The 16,327-nt window shown below is 66.0% G+C and carries 16 protein-coding genes; 8 read left to right on the top strand and 8 right to left on the bottom strand.

The window, feature by feature from the left end; all coding sequences use genetic code 11:
• Position 1 precedes the first annotated feature (1 nt).
• Positions 2-415 carry a DoxX family protein gene (locus EPB08_RS03480; RefSeq protein WP_130617649.1) on the top strand — a complete coding sequence of 138 codons (414 nt, stop codon included), beginning with the start codon at positions 2-4 and terminating at the stop codon, positions 413-415.
• Between the two features lie 43 nt (positions 416-458).
• Here EPB08_RS03480 and EPB08_RS03475 read toward each other — a convergent pair whose 3' ends face one another.
• The gene (locus tag EPB08_RS03475; RefSeq protein ID WP_130617648.1) at positions 459-1,283 is read right to left on the bottom strand and encodes an alpha/beta hydrolase; all 825 of its coding nucleotides are present in this window, start codon (positions 1,281-1,283) and stop codon (positions 459-461) included.
• 330 nt (positions 1,284-1,613) lie between these two features.
• Here EPB08_RS03475 and ompR point away from each other — a divergent pair, with 330 nt between their 5' ends.
• The 7 genes from ompR to arsB all read left to right on the top strand — a co-directional run bounded on the left by ompR (position 1,614) and on the right by arsB (position 7,087).
• Positions 1,614-2,336, top strand: a complete 723-nt coding sequence (gene ompR / locus EPB08_RS03470; protein WP_130617647.1) for an osmolarity response regulator transcription factor OmpR — start codon at positions 1,614-1,616, stop codon at positions 2,334-2,336.
• Positions 2,333-3,613 carry an ATP-binding protein gene (locus tag EPB08_RS03465; RefSeq protein ID WP_130617646.1) on the top strand — a complete coding sequence of 427 codons (1,281 nt, stop codon included), beginning with the start codon at positions 2,333-2,335 and terminating at the stop codon, positions 3,611-3,613. The genes ompR and EPB08_RS03465 overlap by 4 nt, the downstream gene beginning before the upstream one ends.
• 212 nt (positions 3,614-3,825) lie before the next feature.
• A complete protein-coding gene (locus EPB08_RS03460) occupies positions 3,826-4,677 on the top strand; it encodes a sterol desaturase family protein (protein ID WP_130617645.1) in 852 nt (283 codons plus the stop codon).
• Between the two features lie 31 nt (positions 4,678-4,708).
• Entirely contained in the window at positions 4,709-5,047 is a 339-nt protein-coding gene (locus tag EPB08_RS03455; RefSeq protein ID WP_130617644.1) for an ArsR/SmtB family transcription factor, read from the top strand.
• Positions 5,044-5,505, top strand: a complete 462-nt coding sequence (locus EPB08_RS03450) for an ArsI/CadI family heavy metal resistance metalloenzyme (protein ID WP_130617643.1) — start codon at positions 5,044-5,046, stop codon at positions 5,503-5,505. Before EPB08_RS03455 ends, EPB08_RS03450 begins: the two co-directional genes overlap by 4 nt.
• A 6-nt stretch (positions 5,506-5,511) precedes the next feature.
• Complete coding sequence (locus EPB08_RS03445; protein WP_130617642.1) at positions 5,512-6,003, top strand: arsenate reductase ArsC; 492 nt, start codon at positions 5,512-5,514, stop codon at positions 6,001-6,003.
• On the top strand, positions 5,993-7,087 hold the full coding sequence (gene arsB, locus EPB08_RS03440) for an ACR3 family arsenite efflux transporter (RefSeq protein ID WP_130617641.1): 1,095 nt from the start codon (positions 5,993-5,995) through the stop codon (positions 7,085-7,087). The genes EPB08_RS03445 and arsB overlap by 11 nt, the downstream gene beginning before the upstream one ends.
• A 12-nt stretch (positions 7,088-7,099) precedes the next feature.
• Here arsB and EPB08_RS03435 read toward each other — a convergent pair whose 3' ends face one another.
• The 7 genes from EPB08_RS03435 to EPB08_RS03405 form a co-directional block, all read right to left on the bottom strand.
• On the bottom strand, positions 7,100-9,559 hold the full coding sequence (locus tag EPB08_RS03435; RefSeq protein WP_130617640.1) for a tetratricopeptide repeat protein: 2,460 nt from the start codon (positions 9,557-9,559) through the stop codon (positions 7,100-7,102).
• Positions 9,560-9,668: 109 nt separating this feature from the next.
• A complete protein-coding gene (locus EPB08_RS03430; RefSeq protein WP_165418384.1) occupies positions 9,669-11,000 on the bottom strand; it encodes a BatD family protein in 1,332 nt (443 codons plus the stop codon).
• On the bottom strand, positions 10,997-12,631 hold the full coding sequence (locus EPB08_RS03425) for a VWA domain-containing protein (protein WP_130617638.1): 1,635 nt from the start codon (positions 12,629-12,631) through the stop codon (positions 10,997-10,999). The genes EPB08_RS03430 and EPB08_RS03425 overlap by 4 nt, the downstream gene beginning before the upstream one ends.
• A gap of 3 nt (positions 12,632-12,634) precedes the next feature.
• Complete coding sequence (locus EPB08_RS03420; protein ID WP_130617637.1) at positions 12,635-13,660, bottom strand: VWA domain-containing protein; 1,026 nt, start codon at positions 13,658-13,660, stop codon at positions 12,635-12,637.
• A complete protein-coding gene (locus tag EPB08_RS03415; protein ID WP_130617636.1) occupies positions 13,647-14,150 on the bottom strand; it encodes a DUF4381 domain-containing protein in 504 nt (167 codons plus the stop codon). The genes EPB08_RS03420 and EPB08_RS03415 overlap by 14 nt, the downstream gene beginning before the upstream one ends.
• A 4-nt stretch (positions 14,151-14,154) precedes the next feature.
• Positions 14,155-15,105, bottom strand: a complete 951-nt coding sequence (locus EPB08_RS03410; protein ID WP_130617635.1) for a DUF58 domain-containing protein — start codon at positions 15,103-15,105, stop codon at positions 14,155-14,157.
• A 190-nt stretch (positions 15,106-15,295) separates the two neighbouring features.
• Positions 15,296-16,279 (bottom strand): AAA family ATPase, encoded by a 984-nt coding sequence (locus tag EPB08_RS03405; protein ID WP_205746261.1) that lies wholly within the window; start codon positions 16,277-16,279, stop codon positions 15,296-15,298.
• Between the last annotated feature and the right edge of the window lie 48 nt (positions 16,280-16,327).

Raw genomic sequence — 16,327 nt, 5'->3', positions numbered from 1 at the left:
CATGCGATACACGTTACTGGAAGGCAGCAGGGACGGCATGATTCTCCTCGCACGCATCCTGCTGATGGTCCTCTTCGTGATCTTCGGCTGGGGCAAGTTGCTGGGCTTCAGTGCCACGGTTACGTATATGGATTCCGTGGGCCTGCCACTGCCCACCCTCACTGCCGGCATTACCGTGATCATGGAGTTGTTCGTCGGGCTGGCGATCGTGATCGGCTTCTACACGCGACCACTCGCCTTGTTGCTGGGGCTGTACACGCTCGGTGCCGCGGTGATCGGACACCAGTTCTGGCACATGATCGATCCGGATCGCATCGAGGCGATGATCAATTTCTACAAGAACGTAAGCATTTCCGGAGGCCTGCTGTTGCTGTGCATCGTGGGCCCCGGCCGCTATTCACTGGACGGAAGATAAGCATCGGCAACGGCGCCCCGCGCGGTCGCGCCGTTGCGAAGGATCACGGCAGACCAAGGCCGCGCAGAAAGGCATCGACGCTCGCGGTGTAGTCGCCGGGCGCACCCAGCGTGGCGTTGATGTCACCGTGGCTGAGCGGCATCTCGAGCACGCTCGCACGTACGCCAAGCTCCTTCGCCCGCTGCGCGAAGGCGTGATTGTGCGGACACGAAGCTGCGCGCCGGGACGAGCACACCAGCAGCATGGGCGGTGCATTGCGCGTCAGCTGATCGAACGGCGAAGCGCTGCGCCAGTACGCCGGATCGTTGCCGAACACCCGATCGTAGAACCGTGCATGCGGTGCTCCCATCAGCGCTGGCACATCGATCGCGCCCGCATCGAGCGATACCGTCCCCAGCCATCGCCTTGCGCCCTGCGCTTCCGCCAATGCAGGCGAGGCGTCCAGCAATGCCACCAGGTGCGCTCCAGCCGAATGCCCCATCAGCACCACACGCGAGGGATCGCCGCCCCATTCGCTGGCGTGCCGCTGTACATAGGCCAGCGCGGACGCAACATCTTTCGCCTGGTCGAGCGGGCCGGTATCGGGCCATAGCCGGTTGTTCACGGATACGAAGACATAGCCTGCCGATTCCCAGTGGCTTGCCTTCGGCTGCACCACGCCGGTGGCGGCCTTGTCGCCGAAGATCCATGCCCCGCCATGCACCATCACGATAACGGGCGCGCCATGCGCCTGATCAGGCCGATACACGTCCAGACGCTGTGCAGGCGCATGGCCATAGGCAAGATCGCGCAGCACCTCCCCGGCACTGGCGGGAGGCACCGGGACCAGCAGCCACCCCAAGGTCAAAAGCCAGCGCCAACCCGCCATGCAAGCCCCACGTATGCCATGAACGTCCGTGCCCTGCCCGGCCGCATTCAAGCACGGAACCGGATGCACGGCCCCACGACGGCACCATCGCCGGACCGCGGCAGCGCGCAGGGCAACCCCCGGGCCTCCATCGGGAAAGGACCAGCTGGCGAAGGGAGTGTTCACGTTTTCCTCCTCGGTGCGTTGTGGGTGGCAGACGGCCAGCATGCTGGCGCGCCGAGGCCCCGCGGGCGTATCCCGAACGCTAAGGAATGAAAACGGATGTTGCGATCACGAGTTTCGGAAACATCCTGTTACAACCGTTTTCCCGCCACAGGGCAGAATCGGCCCATGAGCACCACCTCCAGCCCGCACGTCCTGATCGTGGACGACGATCGCCGCCTGCGCGACCTTCTGCAGCGCTATCTCGAGCAACAAGGTTTCGAGGTCTGCGTGGCAGGTGATGGCCGCGAACTGGACCGGGAACTGGCGCGGCGGCACATCGATCTGATCGTGCTGGACTTGATGCTGCCTGGTGAAGATGGCCTGTCGATCTGCCGCCGCCTGCGCGGCCAGGGCAGCACGACGCCGATCATCATGCTCACCGCACTGGGTGACGACGTCGACCGCATCGTGGGCCTGGAGATTGGCGCCGATGACTACCTGCCCAAGCCCGGCAATCCCCGCGAACTGGTGGCACGCATCCATGCCGTGCTGCGCCGCGGGCGACCTGCGCCAGGCGCGCCTCAGGCCGAAGGTGGCGCGGTCCGCTTCGGCGCTTTTGTATTGGAACTGGATACGCGCCGGTTGCTGCGCGATGGCGAAGCGCTGCGCCTGACCACCGGCGAATTCGCCGTGCTCTCGGCCCTGGTCAGGCGTCCCGGCCAGCCCCTCACGCGGGATCAGTTGATGAGCCTGGCGCGGGGGCGGGAGCACGATGCGTTTGAGCGCAGCATGGACGTGATGCTCAGCCGCCTTCGCCGCCTGATCGAGGACGACCCGCGACAGCCGCGCTGGCTGCAGACCGTGTGGGGCCATGGCTATGTCTTCGTGCCGGACGGCAAGCCGCTATGAGCACGCGATCTTCCGGATTGTTTTCGCGCCTGGTCTGGCTGCTCGTCGGCACCATCTGCCTGGTGCTGCTGGTGGGCCTGTTTGCATTGCGCCTTACGGCCAATGGCGAAGCGGTGAACTACAGCGGGCGGGTGCTCGCCATGCAGGTGGCCGCCGCCGATACGCTCGTTGCAGAAGGTCGTAGCGACAGCGATCTTGCGGCCATCGGCGTGAGCCATCGCGCGACACCGCCCCCCGCGTCCGATCCCACGCTACCGCTGCTGCGCCATGTAATCGCCGATCTGCAGACAAGGCTGCCGGGACGCAGCGTGATGGTGTCCGGCCGCCACGAGCCCGTGTTGTGGGTGAGCGCGGCGACGCCCGCGAATGGATGGCTCGGCATCCCCTTCATCGATCTGCGCATGCCGCTGGTGCGCAGCACGGTGCTTACGGTGGGCCTTTCCACCTTGCTGGTGTTGCTGATCGCTGCCGCCTATGCGCGCAGCCTCACCAATCCGCTCAAACGGCTGGCCGATGCCGCACCCACCGTGGTCGCCGGCACGCCGCCGCCGGAGCTTCCCTCCGGTGCAGTGCGCGAACTGGTCGAGCTGAACGCCGCGCTGGCGATGGCTGCCGCCGACGTCCGCCGCAATGCCCGCGAACGCGACGTGATGCTCGCCGCCATCTCGCACGACCTGCGCACGCCACTGGCGCGTCTGCGACTGGGGCTGGAGCTGGCATCGACGTCGATCGATGCCAGCTTGCGCGAGGGCATGGTGGCCGATATCGAAGCACTCGATGCGTTGAGCGCACAGTTCATCGCCTTCGTACGCGATGGCAGTGAAGAGGCGAGCGGCACCGTGGACATCGGCGGCCTGCTGCGTGATCTCGTGGCACTGAACGATGCATCCGGCAACCGCTGGCAGGTGCAGGCACCCTTGCAATCCGCCGTGCAAGGCAAGCCGCTGGCCCTGCGCCGTGCGCTGGACAACCTCATCCGCAACGCCATGCATCACGGCGAGCCGCCGTTCCAGGCCACGCTGCGCGACATCCATGGCGAGCTCCGCTGCAGCATCGCGGATACCGGCCCGGGTGTTCCCGAGTCGCAACTGTCACGCTTGGGCGAGCCCTTCGTGCGCGGCAACGAGGCGCGCAGCGATGCCGTAGGCAGCGGGCTTGGCCTGGCCAGCACGCGACGCATCGCAACCCAGCATGGCGGGCGACTGGTGCTGCGCAATCTTCCCCTCGGCGGCTTCGAGGCCACGCTGGTATTGCCGTTGCGCGCCTCGGCAACGTGAGCGGCAGGCCATCGCACCCACGCCGTTTACAAACGCTTACAACTGCGGGCAAACGCGACACACCTTGAAGCGTCGCGCGGACTAGGGTGTCGCTCACCCTGATCCGCGGCGCGAAGGCCATGCTACGAACCACACGACCCACGAGAGCATGGCGGCCATGAAGGAAACAGGTCGCCACCTCGCCGTGCAGTGCGAACCGTAAAGGGCGCGCCATGGATCTCGCTGCCCTGCCGCGCGCCTTTCTGTTGCCGTTGCCATTCCTGCTGCTCGCGGCAGCATTGGAGGGCTGGTACCTGCGGCGTCGAGGTACACAGGCTTACGACTGGCGTGCGTACTTTGCATCGCTCGGCGACCTTGCCGGCCGCATCGCGCTCAACCGCTTGGTGGGAGCCAGCGTGGCCGGTCTCGTCCTCGCCCTGGCGTATCGCCATCGCATCGCCGACGTACCGATGAACCGCTGGTGGTCGTGGCCGCTGTTGCTGGTGTTGCAGGACTTCTTCTACTACTGGATGCATCGTGCCGATCACCGCATCCACTGGTTCTGGGCCACGCACAGCGTGCACCACTCACCCGACCAGTACTCGCTGGCCGCCGCTTATCGGCTGGGCTGGACGGGCAAGCTGAGCGGCGGCGCCATGTTCTTTGCGCCGCTGGCGCTCGCCGGCTTCCCGCCCGTTGCGATTGCGGCGGCCCTGTCGCTCAACCTGCTTTACCAGTTCTGGCTGCACACCGAACTGATCCCGCGGTTGGGTGCGATCGAATGGATCTTCAATACGCCCGCGCATCACCGCGTACACCATGCCAGCAACCCTGCCTATATCGACCGGAACTACGGCGGCATCCTGATCGTGTTCGATCGCCTGTTCGGCACCTTCGCGGCCGAGCGTGCGGAAGAGCCTTGCCAGTACGGACTGGTACACCCTTTGCTGAGCCACAATCCGCTCACCATCGCCACGCAAGGCTGGATCAAGCTCTGGCATGCGATGCGGCAGGCCCGGGGCTGGCGCGCCCGATGGCTGGCAGTGTTCGGACCTCCCGACGGATTTGAACGATTGGACGATTGACTCGATTCCATATTTCGATAATTATGGAAATATGGAATCGACAGACGCCCTCACCGCACTCGGTGCCCTTGCCCACGAGCATCGGCTCACGCTGTTCCGCCTGCTCGTACAGGCCGGCGACGAAGGCATGGCGGTGGGTGAACTGGCGGACGCCACCGGCCTTGCCGGCGCGACGCTCACCAATCACCTGCACATCCTGCGCCGCGCCGAACTGGTGACCGACGAGCGACGTGGCCGCGTCATCCAGTGCCGCGCCAATTACGCGCAGATGGACGCCCTGCTCGGTTTCCTCACCGAAAACTGCTGCGCCGGCTCGCCTGCTGCCGGCTGCGCGCCGTCCGGCTGCAAGCCCGCAAGGAGAAAGCGATGAAACGCTTCCACGTGCATGTGAACGTCGACCAGCTCGGTCCCAGCATCCGCTTCTACACGACACTGTTCGGCGCAGAACCGACGGTGGTGAAGGACGATTACGCCAAGTGGATGCTCGACGACCCACGCGTCAACTTTGCGATTTCGCAGCGAGGCCGCGCAGCCGGGATCGATCACCTCGGGCTTCAGGCAGACGATAGCGAAGAGCTGAACGCCATCGGCGACCGCCTTCTTCATGCCGACGCCGTGGCGCTGGTGGAAAAGGCCACTACTTGCTGCTACGCGCGCTCGGACAAGTTCTGGGCACAAGACCCGCAGGGCATACGCTGGGAAACCTTCCACACGATCGGCGAAGCCACCACGTACACCGCACCGGGTCCCGCGAATGCTTGCTGCGGCCCCGTGCGTTCGGAGGCCACCACCGCCTGCTGCGTCCCCACAACTACGCCTTGCTGCTGAGCCTCCATGTCCCCTGTGTATCGCGTGCTTTTCCTGTGCACCGGCAACTCCGCGCGCAGCATCATGGCCGAAGCCCTGCTCAACGTGCTCGGTTACGGGCGTTTTGAAGCGTTCAGCGCCGGCAGCTTCCCCAGTGGCATGGTGCAACCCATCGCAGCCGAGATCGCGCATGGCCTTGGCTACCGGGTCCCTCTGCGCAGCAAGAGCTGGGACGAATTCGCGCAAGCGGATGCCGTGCCGATCGATGCAGTGATCACCGTCTGCGACAACGCCGCAGGCGAGGTCTGTCCCATCTGGCCCGGTCATCCGGTGACTGCGCATTGGGGCGTGCCCGATCCGGTCGCCGCCGAAGGCAGCGAGGAAGATCGCCGCCAGGCATTCCAGTCCGCTTGCGCACTGCTGCGCCAGCGCGTCGAGCGATTGCTGGCCTTGCCGATCGATCGCCTCGGCACGGCCGAACTCCAACGTGAACTGCGCGCTATCGGTCATGCGCACTGAACCCGTCCACGCGGCGCCGATCGGGCTGTTTGCGCGTTACCTCACGCTGTGGGTCGCGCTCTGCATCATCGTCGGCATCGCACTGGGGCGCCTGCTTCCCGGTGCATTCGCGATGCTTTCATCGGCGGAACTGCAGCACATCAACCTGCCTGTCGCAGCGCTGGTATGGGTAATGATCGTGCCCATGCTGCTGCGCGTGGATCTGCGCCAGCTGGGCAGCGTGCGTGAGCAATGGCGCGGCGTCGGTGTCACCCTGGTGGTGAACTGGGCGATCAAGCCTTTCTCCATGGCGCTGCTGGGATGGTTGTTCGTGCGCCATGTGTTCGCGGCCTGGCTGCCCGCCGGCGAACACGACGCCTATATCGCCGGGTTGGTGCTGCTCGCCGCCGCGCCGTGCACGGCGATGGTGTTCGTCTGGTCGCGTCTGTGCGGCGGCGATCCACGCTTCACGCTGGCCCAGGTGGCGCTCAACGACACCATCATGGTGCTGGCGTTCGCGCCCATCGTCGGACTGCTGCTGGGCGTGGCATCCATCCACGTGCCTTGGGGCACGCTGCTGCTTTCCGTGCTCGCCTACATCGTGTTGCCGGTGGTGCTTGCGCAAGCCTGGCGGGCGCTGCTGCTGCGAAAGGGCGGAGAAGCGGCATTGCACGCGATGCTTGCCCGCCTCGAACCCTGCTCGATGCTCGCCCTGCTCGCCACGCTGGTGCTCCTGTTCGGCTTCCAGGGTGAAACGATCACGCGCCAGCCGCTGGTGATCGCACTGCTCGCCGTGCCCATCGTGATCCAGGTGTACCTCAACGCAGGCATCGCCTATGGACTGGGCCGCTGGCTCGGCGTGCCGCATTGCGTGGCGGGGCCTTCCGCCCTGATCGGCGCCAGCAACTTCTTCGAACTGGCCGTTGCCGCAGCCATCAGCCTGTTCGGCCTCCGCTCGGGCGCGGCGCTCGCCACCGTGGTCGGCGTGCTGGTGGAAGTGCCGGTGATGCTGTCGGTGGTGCGACTGGTGAATCGTACGGCACCGTGGTTCGCCGACGCACCGCAGCCGTGCGACTACGATGCGCGCCCGCAGGCAGCGGATTGACGACAAGCCCGGCTACTTCGGCGCAGGCCCGCCCAGGCTCTGCATCAGTTGTTGGGCTTCGCTCGACTGGGGTGCTACCGCCAGTACGCGCTGGGCGTAGTCACGCGCCTTGTCGGCATGGCCTGCATCACGCTCCAGGCTGGCCAGGGTAAGCAGCAGCGAAGGATCGTAGGGCGCCGACTGCAGCGTATCCTCGAGCACCTTCCGCGCCTGATCTTCCTTCCCCGCCGAGTGCAGGGCGACGGCATACACGTAGGCAAAGCGCGGATTTGCCGGATCGGCCCGATGGGCGCGTTCAAACCAGCCCAGCGCTTCCTGCTGCCGGTTCTGCCGCACCAGCGTGAGTCCCTTTGCATGCAGCAGGCTGCCATTGGACGGGACCGCTGCGATGCCTTCGTCGATGACCTTTTCCGCGTCGTCCTCGCGCCCCAGTGATCGATACATGTCGGCGAGATTGATGTAAGCCGGCACAAAATCGGGCTGCAGCTTCAGGGCTTGGCGAAATGCCTGCTCGGCCTTCGCCGTCTCGCCGCGTTCGGCGTAAACCAGACCGAGGTCGTAATGCGCTTCGGGGCGTTCGGCAATCGCCTCCTGCGACGCGACGAAGGCGGCAAAGGCGCGATCGCGCGCGGCGCGTTGCCCCGCATCCAGCTCCGCGTCGGGCACTCCGGCGAGCACGCGCCCCGCCTTGATGCGCACATCCAGCACGGGATCGTCCGCGAGCGGCGCGGCCATCGGCCCGCGCACGCGGGTCGGGAATGCCGTCAGCGCCTCCAGCGCCGCCTTGCGCATCAGCGGATCGGCATCGCCCAGCGCCGCCTGCAGGGTGGGCACGGCCGCGGGGCTGACGTAGTGCTCCAGTTCGCCCACGGCCGTGGCGCGCGCGATCACCGGGGAGCTGGCGTCATTCGCCAGATCCGTGAGCAGGCTGGCCGCGTTCGGCTTGCCGTGGCGGCCCGCATCCAGCGCTTCGACGAAGTGCTGGAAGCCCTTGCGCTCGGGGCCATGCGCCTTCTCGATCGCATCGGCGGCCCACTGGGCGCCCTTGTCCGCGTGACAGTTGGCGCAGGCATTGGGCACGCCGTACTTCACGGTGAGGTCCGGCCGCGGCACGCGGATCGAGTGGTCCGGCCGCGCGTTGATCACCATGTAGTTCTTTGCGGGCATATGGCAGGCCACGCATTGCGAGCCGGCGCTGCCTTCCTGATGCATGTGGTGTGCGGTGGTGTCGTAAACCTTGGGCGAGTGGCAGCTTTCGCACAGCGCGTTGCCCTGCGCGCGCACCTTGGCCGTGTGCGGATCGTGGCAGTCGCTGCAGGTCACGCCCTTGGCGTACATGCGACTCTGCAGGAACGAGGCGTACACATAGACTTCGTCAAGCTGCTGGCCATCCGCGTGATAGCGGCCTGCCACCAGCAGCACCGGGTCATGCGTATCCATTAGCCGGCCGGTCGGCGCCGTGTCCTTGGCGATGATGTTGCGCCGCGAGTGGCATACCGCGCAGGTTTCCACTTCGCGATGCGTCGCGAGTGGCGTGCTGCGCACCGGGTTGCCGGTGGCGGCGTTGGGTATCCACTGCATGCCCTTGCGCTCGTCGAGCGCGATGGACAGGCCCTTGCTGGCATCCGCCTGTTTCTGGGCATCGCTCCACTTCGCCCATTCCAGGTGACGGGAACCCGGGCCATGGCAGGCCTCGCAGGCGACATTGATGTCGCTCCAGCGGGTCTTGAAGGTATCGCTGGCTACATCGTAGTTGCGCTGCACATTCGTCGAATGGCAATCCGCGCACATGTAGTTCCAGTTCTGGTTGAGGCGCGTCCAGTGCAGCGTGTCGCGCGCATCGATGTGTTCGCCGGGGTAGAGGTTGAACCAGCGCTGCCCGCCCTCGGCAGCGGGCCGTGCATCCCAGGAGGCACGCAAAGCTTGCATGCGACCGTCCGGAAACGCCACGAGGTACTGCTGCAGCGGATAGACGCCGAAGGTGTACTTCACCTCGAACTCGCCGGGTTTGCCATCGGGCCCGTCGGTCTTCACGAAGTAGGCGTGATCGCGCTTGAAGAAGCTGGCCTGGGTGCCATCCTGCTTCAGGCTGGTGTTGTCGAAGTTGCCCAGCACGGTGTGCTCATCCACGGCCTGCATGGCGAGCGCATGATGCGACTGCTGCCACGCGGCGGCTTCCTTGGCGTGGCATGACACGCAGGCCTGGGCTCCCACGTAATGTGCGGCCGGCTTGGGCGGCGCGGACGGCGCAGGCGCCGTCGACGATGCCACCGGCGTCGGACTCTTCGTCGCCGGCCTGCGCAACCACCACACGCCCAGCGCAACGATCACCAGCAGGCCCACGACGAGCGGCAGCCACCACCAGCGGCCCGGCACGTGATCGGATGTCGAAGGCGATGGCGATGGCGATGCGGGAGGCGGAGGCGTGGCGGCCGTCGAGCGTCGTTGCTGGCGCTTTTTGGAACGGCCCATGCCTTCCTCCCCTGTTTCGCCCGTGGATGCGGCACATCTGCGTGCGCCGACCGACTACCGTGTCGAGGCATGGTAGCGGGCCGATGCGATGAGTTCGTGAAGACGCGCGCTAGGCGGGGTTCAAGGGCGGCAGCACGACGCGGCGACGACGTTGGCGGCGCTCGTGTTTCCAGCGTTTCCGCGCGGCCGTCAGGCCTTCGATCAACGCCTGCGCCGACCAGGGTGCGCTGGCGGCGCCGTAGAGCGAGGTGTCGAGCGCCGTCCATTGCGACGTCAACGCCGCATCGCCATAACGCTTGCACCAGCCCTCCACGGATGCGGGAGCCCCATCCTCGGCACTTCGGCGCGCCCATGCGTCCGCCGCACCGTGCAGCGTCACCGCTGATGTCGTGTGTCGCTGGCGTCGCAATGTTGCGAATGCCGCTGCCTCGGAATGCCACCGGCGATATCGCCATGCCTTGTAGCCATCCCGCCAGCGCTGCAAGCGCACGCGGAAGATCCAGGCGAACCAGGCGAGCACCGCCAGCAGCAGGATGGCGATGCCCAGGTCACTGGTAAGGAAGCCGATCAGCCGGGGCATGACGCCTTGCCCCGGCAACGCAAAGCGCGGCCGCGTGGGCGTGCCCCACCATGCATGGAAGCGCACCGCCGGCGCTTCGCTCACCCGCCATGTACGCGTGCGGCTGTCCAGCCAGCGCACCGTAATCGGCGGCAACGTGTAGCGCCCGCGCTTCTGGATGACGTAGCTGGCCGAGTCCACGCGACTGCCACCCACGAAGCCGCCCTGGTTACCGATCACGTCGCGCGTGGCGGGTGGCGATGCATACAACTCCAGCCCGTTGATGGGTGCGAAGTTCACCGGGGGCAACATCATCGCAGGTGCGCCTTCGGCGGTGATTTCCACGCGCCGCGTGACGCTGTCGCCCACATGCAGGCCGCTGTCCTGGGGCAGCACGGTCTGGGTGATCTTCACCGAACTGGCGATCAGCGCCTCGGTCACGCCCTTGGGCAGCACCAACGCCTGCACGGTCAAGATGAGCGGCGTGGTCTGCACGGTGACGGCGGTGGCTTGCGGACCGATATGCGCGACGACGTCGAACGACGGAATTTCAACCTTGCCCGAGATCAGCGGCGTGACCAGGTAGGTGCGCGAGACACCCGACCAGGTGGCGCCGTCGATGGTATCGACCAGGTGCCCCGGCGTCTCATCGGAAAGGGCAACGTACACGCCCTCCACGTGCGGCACCGGCAACACCGGTGCATCGGTGAAGAAATCCGGCGTAAGCATGTCGACCACGATGCGTGCCGTCTCGCCCTCGACCAGCGCACCGGCAGGCTCCTGGTGCACGCGTACCTGCATGCGGGGCGGCGGTGGAACTGGCTCGTCGGCCCACGCCGCCGCGGCCAGCAACAGCAGCGCGCAAGCGAGCCAGGCCTTCATGTCCCCGGCTCCTTGATCACTTCCTTCGCGGGTGTGGTCGGCTGTCCAGGCGGCGGCGCCTGGTTCTCGATGTTGAACTTGGTGCGCAGGAAGTCCGCCGGCGACACGTTGAGGTTGCGCATCCATACGTCGGACGGCACCTGTTGCGGCAGCTTGCCCATGATCTTGGTCGTGCCGGTGCCCTTCTTGCCTTCCTTGTCGAACTTCACCTTGTCCGGCTTGTATTCCTCATCTTCGTCCTCGGGCGGCACCTTCTCGGCCAGCTTCAGCAGCTTGTCCATCAGCTGCATGTTGGCCTGCGCCTGAGGGAACGGATGGTGCATGCGTAAGGCCTGGTCGTAGGCATCCTTGGCTTCTTCGTATTGCGTGAGCCGGGCGTAGCAATTGCCCTCCATGAACTTCGCCTCGGGGGTCGACAGCGTCGCGAACACCTTCTGCGCATCCTCGTAGCGCGCATGCTCGTACAGCGCCAGGCCCTTCCAGTAGGGATCCTCGAACAGCTCCGATGCCTTGGCGAAGTCGCGATGCTCGTAGTACCAGCGCCCCTGCTGATCGTGCGTAAAGAACCAGTCCACCACCTTCCAGTCGTCAGCATGAGCCGGCGCTGGCAGGCCGCCGAGCCCAAGCGCGCCGATCACGAATACCCAACGCACCACCCAGCCGCGCCGGAACCACAGCAAGGCCAGCAGCACCAGCGGATAGCACAGGTAGTAGCCGTACTCCTTCCAGCGCACCGTGGAGGTCGTGTCCTTCATGATGGCCAGGTGATGCAGGGCCTCGCGCTGCACCCAGCGCATGTCGTCGTCATTGGTGGTGATGCTCGCGAGCGGCACATGCGCCTTGTCGGAAAGACGCTGCAATGCCTCGTCGTCGAGCTTGGCGTCCACCGGCGAGCCGTCGGCACCGGTCACCAGCGCGCCTGATGGCGCTCGCAGCGGACCGCCCTTGGTGGTACCCACGGCGAGCATCAGCACCTGCTGGTGCGACTCCTCGTGATGCCGCATGAACGCCTGGATCTGCGTGTCATCAAAGCCGCTGGTGAAGAACACGATGGTGCCGGGATCGGTCTCCGCATCGAGCATGCGGTCGGCCAGCGTGAGCGCGGCGGCGGCGTTCTGCCCTTTTCCCGGCAGCAAGTCGGTGGACAGCGCGCCGAGGAAAAGATCCATCAGGCCTGGATCATCCGTGGGCGGCAACACCATGTGTGCGCTGCTGGTGTACACGATGAGGCCCACGCGGCCACCCGCACGCAATTTCATCAGGTCGCGCACCTTCTGCTTGCTGCGCTCCAGCCGCGTCGGCGCCACGTCGATGGCATTCATCGCCGGCGACAGGTCGATGACGACCACCATCGGTGCGCGGTCCTCGGCGAACGGCGGCGGATCAAGCTCCCAGGTCGGACCGGCGCAGGCGATGCCGCCGATGACCAGCACGGCGCACACCAGATGGATGGGCCGCACGCGCCAGTGCCCGTGATCGCCCACCACGAGGTGTGGCAGCAGATGCGGGGCGATCATGCCCTTCCAGCGCTGCAACGGATCATTGCGACGCTGCCACCACCAAAGCAGCAGCGGGCCCAGCGGCACCAGCAGCAGCCATAGCGGTCGGATGAAGTGGAAGCCCTGGTCCATCACTCAGGCCTCCGCCGTGTCTGTGACAGCATCGGCGGCGGCCGTGCGACGCTGCCGTATGGGTGCCACCAGACCGAGCATCAGCAGATGGTAGGCAAGCATCAGCAGCAGCGCCGCGCCGAGCGGCACGTAGTAGAGCTTCACCTTCGGACGGTAGACGGAGTGCTTCACCTTGCTCGGCGTGATGCGGTCGAGCAGCGCATAGATGTCGGCGAGCTGCTGCCGGTTCTCGCCACGGTAGCTGTGGCCGCCGGTGGCCGCCGCGATGCGCTTGAGCGCGTCCAGGTCCACGCGGTTCTCGCCCACGGCATGGGGATCGCCGATGCCGATGGTGTGGATGATGATGTGGTGTTCCTTCGCTATGGCCGCCGCCTTTTCGGCAGGCAACTTGGAGGCGGTGTCATTGCCATCGGTAAGAAGGATCAGCACGCGCTCGCGTTGCTGCGAATGCTCGGTCATCTTCACCGCCATGCCGATCGCATCGCCAATGGCGGTCTGCGGCCCGGCCATGCCCACGCGAAGCTCTTGCAGCAGGTCGCGTACGGCCACGTGATCGAGCGTAAGCGACGCCTGCGGGAACGCATTGGTACCGAACACGATCAGGCCAATGCGGTCGGTGGTGCGACGACGAATGAAATCGTCCACCACGCCCTTCACCGCCGTGAGCCGGTCGATGCGTTCGGCGCGATCATCAACGAAGTCCGGTGTCGCCATCGAGCCGGAAAGATCGATGGCGAGCAGCAGGTCGCGCGCCGACTCGGTGCGCTCGACCGGAGGCTCCAGCCATTGCGGGCTGGCCAGCGCCAATACCGCCAGCGCCCAGCACAGCGGCGCAAGAATGCGCCGCAGCCAGTTGCTGCGCAGGATCACCGCACCGCGCGACGGCGTCTGTCCCGTGATGCGCGCCAGCTCGTCGAAGAACGGCACGCGTATCGCCCGCGTGCGTTCGCCATACGGCGGCAGCAGCCACCACACCAGCAGTGGCAGGGGAAGCACCAACAGCAGCCAGGGGTGCTCAAGCTGGAACATGGTCGTCGATCCAGCGATGCAGCAGGGACATCAATGCATCGGTATCTCCACTCGCGATGGCGCCATCACCATAGACCAGCGCCTGCAGATACCGTCCGGGGCCGTGCGTGAAGCCCTCACCGGCGAGCGTCTGATCGAGATAGCCGAGCCATGCTTCACCGCTGAGCGGTGCGACGGCGTCACGTGGCGCCCAGGTCAGCACGGTGCGCTTGACCAGGGCTGGCAGCGCGGCCAGCGCCTGTTGCCGCCGCGACGGATCGGCCATGGCCTGTTCGATCGCCAGCAACTCCTTCTGCGCAGCACGTCGGTAACGGTTGCGCCACCACCGGTACAAGCGCAGTGCGACGTACCAAAGCACCAGCAGCAGCACGAGCGCGAGCAGCACCCACCAGCCCGCCGTCTGCGGTGTGTAGGGAACCGGCGGCGGTAGCGGAATCTCCTTGAGGTCCGCGATCGATGGCGCCGGTGGCGGTACGGGCAGCGCAAGCATCGCCTCAGACCCTCCGCTGCGAGAAGCTGCCCAGCAGCCGGGCGACCTGATGCACGGTGGGCTGCTCGGTGTCGAGCACGAGCAGCGGCACGCCGCAGCGCTTCAGGAGATCCACCGTCTGCTGCAGTCGGGTATCGAACATCGCGCCCAACGGTTCGCGCACGGTCCTGCGGCCGAAGTCGAGCTCTACCTGCAACTCGCCTTCGGTGACCACGATCTTGCCGCTGCCCGGCATCGAACGAGCCGATGGGTCGTAGACCAGCACGGCGATCACATCGTTGTGCGAGGCCAGTTCACGCATCAGCTGCAGCGTCTGCTCATCCGCGCCGAGGAAGTCGCTCACCACGCAGATCAGATAGTCATGCGTGGCCAGGTGCAGCGCCGAGCGCAGCGCCGCATCCAGCTGGCCCGCATTGGGGCGCACCGGGGTATCGGCATGCAGCGCCTGGTTGCTGCGTGCCAGCGCGCCCAATGTAGCGAGCACGCGGCTACGGCTGCGATGCGGCCGCACCGTATCAATGCGCGTGTCATCGAACACCACGGCACCGGCACGATCGCCGGCCTGGAACGCCATCCACGCGCCCAACGCCGCCATCTCCGCGGCCACCACGGACTTCATCGCGCGCCGCGTGCCATAGAACATGGAAATGCGCTGGTCCACCACGAACAGCGCGGGACGATCGCGTTCTTCGGTATAGGAGCGCACCAGCGCATGCCCCACGCGGGAGGACGCTTTCCAGTCCAGATGGCGCAGGTCGTCGCCCGGCACGTAGGCACGGATTTCCTCGAAGTTGAGCCCACGTCCGCGCAGGCGCGATGCATGGCGCCCGGCGAGGATGCTGTGGTGCGGCCGGTGCGGCATCGTCACCAGACGACGCGCGTCGTACTCCAGCCGCGCGAGATGTGCGGGCGTGACGTAGACGGTACCAATGTCGTCGGATTGTGTCTGGGCCATGTGGGTTACCACAGCACGTTGGACTCCTTCTCCCCTCTGGGGAGAAGGTTGGGATGAGGGGGCGGGGCTTGCGAAAAGGCCTGTCTGAGCCGCGCCTCCTTGCGAAGATTTCTCGAGCACCAGCCCCTCACCCCAGCCCTCTCTCCCACGGCACTACCTCCGGGTCGCCCCGAGGGGAGAGGGAGTGAATTCAAGCCGGCACTGCCACCAGCTCCAATATCTTGTCGATCACCTGATCCGCATGGATGCCCTCGGCACTGGCGTCATAGGTAAGGATCAACCGGTGACGCAGCACGCCATGCGCCATCGCGCGCACATCGTCCGGCGTCACATGCGGACGACCCTCCAGCCAGGCGTTGACGCGCGAGGTGCGTTCCAGCGCGATGCCGCCACGCGGGCTGGCGCCGATCTGTATCCATGTGCCCAGGGTCTTGTCATAGCGGTCGGGATGCCGCGTGGCATCGACGATGGCCATGATGTATTGCTCGATGGCAGGCGCAACGTGGATGCCGTGGATCTCCTTGCGCGCCTCGAACACACGCTCGGGTTCGATGCGCACCGTTTCGACGCCGGCACTGCCGTCGCCGCCACTCGGGACCTCTTCGCTGCGCACCAGCTCCAGCACGCCGATCTCGCTTTCGCGATCGGGATAGTCCACCAGCACCTTCATCAGGAAGCGGTCGAGCTGGGCTTCGGGCAACGGGTACGTACCTTCCTGCTCGATCGGATTCTGCGTCGCCATCACGATGAACAGGTCGGGCATCTTGTGCGTCGCGCCGGCGACAGTGATCTGTCGCTCTTCCATCGCTTCGAGCAGCGCCGCTTGCACCTTGGCGGGCGCGCGATTGATTTCGTCGGCGAGGATCACGTTGCCGAAGATCGGACCGGGCTGGAACTGGAACACGTTCTGTCCGCCCTGCTGGTGCAGCACTTCGGTGCCGGTGATGTCGGAGGGCAGCAGGTCGGGCGTGAACTGGATGCGGCGCATCTGCGCATCGAGATTCTTCGCCATGCTCTTCACCGCACGCGTCTTGGCAAGACCAGGCAGGCTTTCCAGCAACAGGTGGCCGTTCGCCAGCAGACCCACGATCATCTGCCGGATCAGCGATTGCTGGCCGATGATCGAACGCTCCATCTCCGTCTGCAGTGTGTTGATCGCCTCTCGCGCGTTCATGCTTTCTCGCTCCCTCCGGACTTGCTTGCCCGGTGTCGTCCCGACGGC

The sequence above is a fragment of the Dyella amyloliquefaciens genome (assembly GCF_004296575.1).
GTDB classification, from domain to species: domain Bacteria; phylum Pseudomonadota; class Gammaproteobacteria; order Xanthomonadales; family Rhodanobacteraceae; genus Dyella; species Dyella amyloliquefaciens.
This window is presented reverse-complemented; position numbering and strand designations above follow the sequence as displayed.

Excerpts from the sequence above, each read along its gene's own strand:
- EPB08_RS03460 (WP_130617645.1), top strand. The coding sequence starts at position 3,826 with ATGGATCTCGCTGCCCTGCCGCGCGCCTTTCTGTTGCCGTTGCCATTC.
- EPB08_RS03475 (WP_130617648.1), bottom strand. The coding sequence starts at position 1,283 with ATGGCGGGTTGGCGCTGGCTTTTGACCTTGGGGTGGCTGCTGGTCCCG.
- EPB08_RS03420 (WP_130617637.1), bottom strand. The coding sequence starts at position 13,660 with ATGTTCCAGCTTGAGCACCCCTGGCTGCTGTTGGTGCTTCCCCTGCCA.
- EPB08_RS03430 (WP_165418384.1), bottom strand. The coding sequence starts at position 11,000 with ATGAAGGCCTGGCTCGCTTGCGCGCTGCTGTTGCTGGCCGCGGCGGCG.
- arsB (WP_130617641.1), top strand. The coding sequence starts at position 5,993 with ATGCGCACTGAACCCGTCCACGCGGCGCCGATCGGGCTGTTTGCGCGT.
- ompR (WP_130617647.1), top strand. The coding sequence starts at position 1,614 with ATGAGCACCACCTCCAGCCCGCACGTCCTGATCGTGGACGACGATCGC.
- EPB08_RS03435 (WP_130617640.1), bottom strand. The coding sequence starts at position 9,559 with ATGGGCCGTTCCAAAAAGCGCCAGCAACGACGCTCGACGGCCGCCACG.
- EPB08_RS03405 (WP_205746261.1), bottom strand. The coding sequence starts at position 16,279 with ATGAACGCGCGAGAGGCGATCAACACACTGCAGACGGAGATGGAGCGT.
- EPB08_RS03410 (WP_130617635.1), bottom strand. The coding sequence starts at position 15,105 with ATGGCCCAGACACAATCCGACGACATTGGTACCGTCTACGTCACGCCC.
- EPB08_RS03480 (WP_130617649.1), top strand. The coding sequence starts at position 2 with ATGCGATACACGTTACTGGAAGGCAGCAGGGACGGCATGATTCTCCTC.
- EPB08_RS03445 (WP_130617642.1), top strand. The coding sequence starts at position 5,512 with ATGTCCCCTGTGTATCGCGTGCTTTTCCTGTGCACCGGCAACTCCGCG.
- EPB08_RS03415 (WP_130617636.1), bottom strand. The coding sequence starts at position 14,150 with ATGCTTGCGCTGCCCGTACCGCCACCGGCGCCATCGATCGCGGACCTC.
- EPB08_RS03425 (WP_130617638.1), bottom strand. The coding sequence starts at position 12,631 with ATGGACCAGGGCTTCCACTTCATCCGACCGCTATGGCTGCTGCTGGTG.
- EPB08_RS03450 (WP_130617643.1), top strand. The coding sequence starts at position 5,044 with ATGAAACGCTTCCACGTGCATGTGAACGTCGACCAGCTCGGTCCCAGC.
- EPB08_RS03455 (WP_130617644.1), top strand. The coding sequence starts at position 4,709 with ATGGAATCGACAGACGCCCTCACCGCACTCGGTGCCCTTGCCCACGAG.
- EPB08_RS03465 (WP_130617646.1), top strand. The coding sequence starts at position 2,333 with ATGAGCACGCGATCTTCCGGATTGTTTTCGCGCCTGGTCTGGCTGCTC.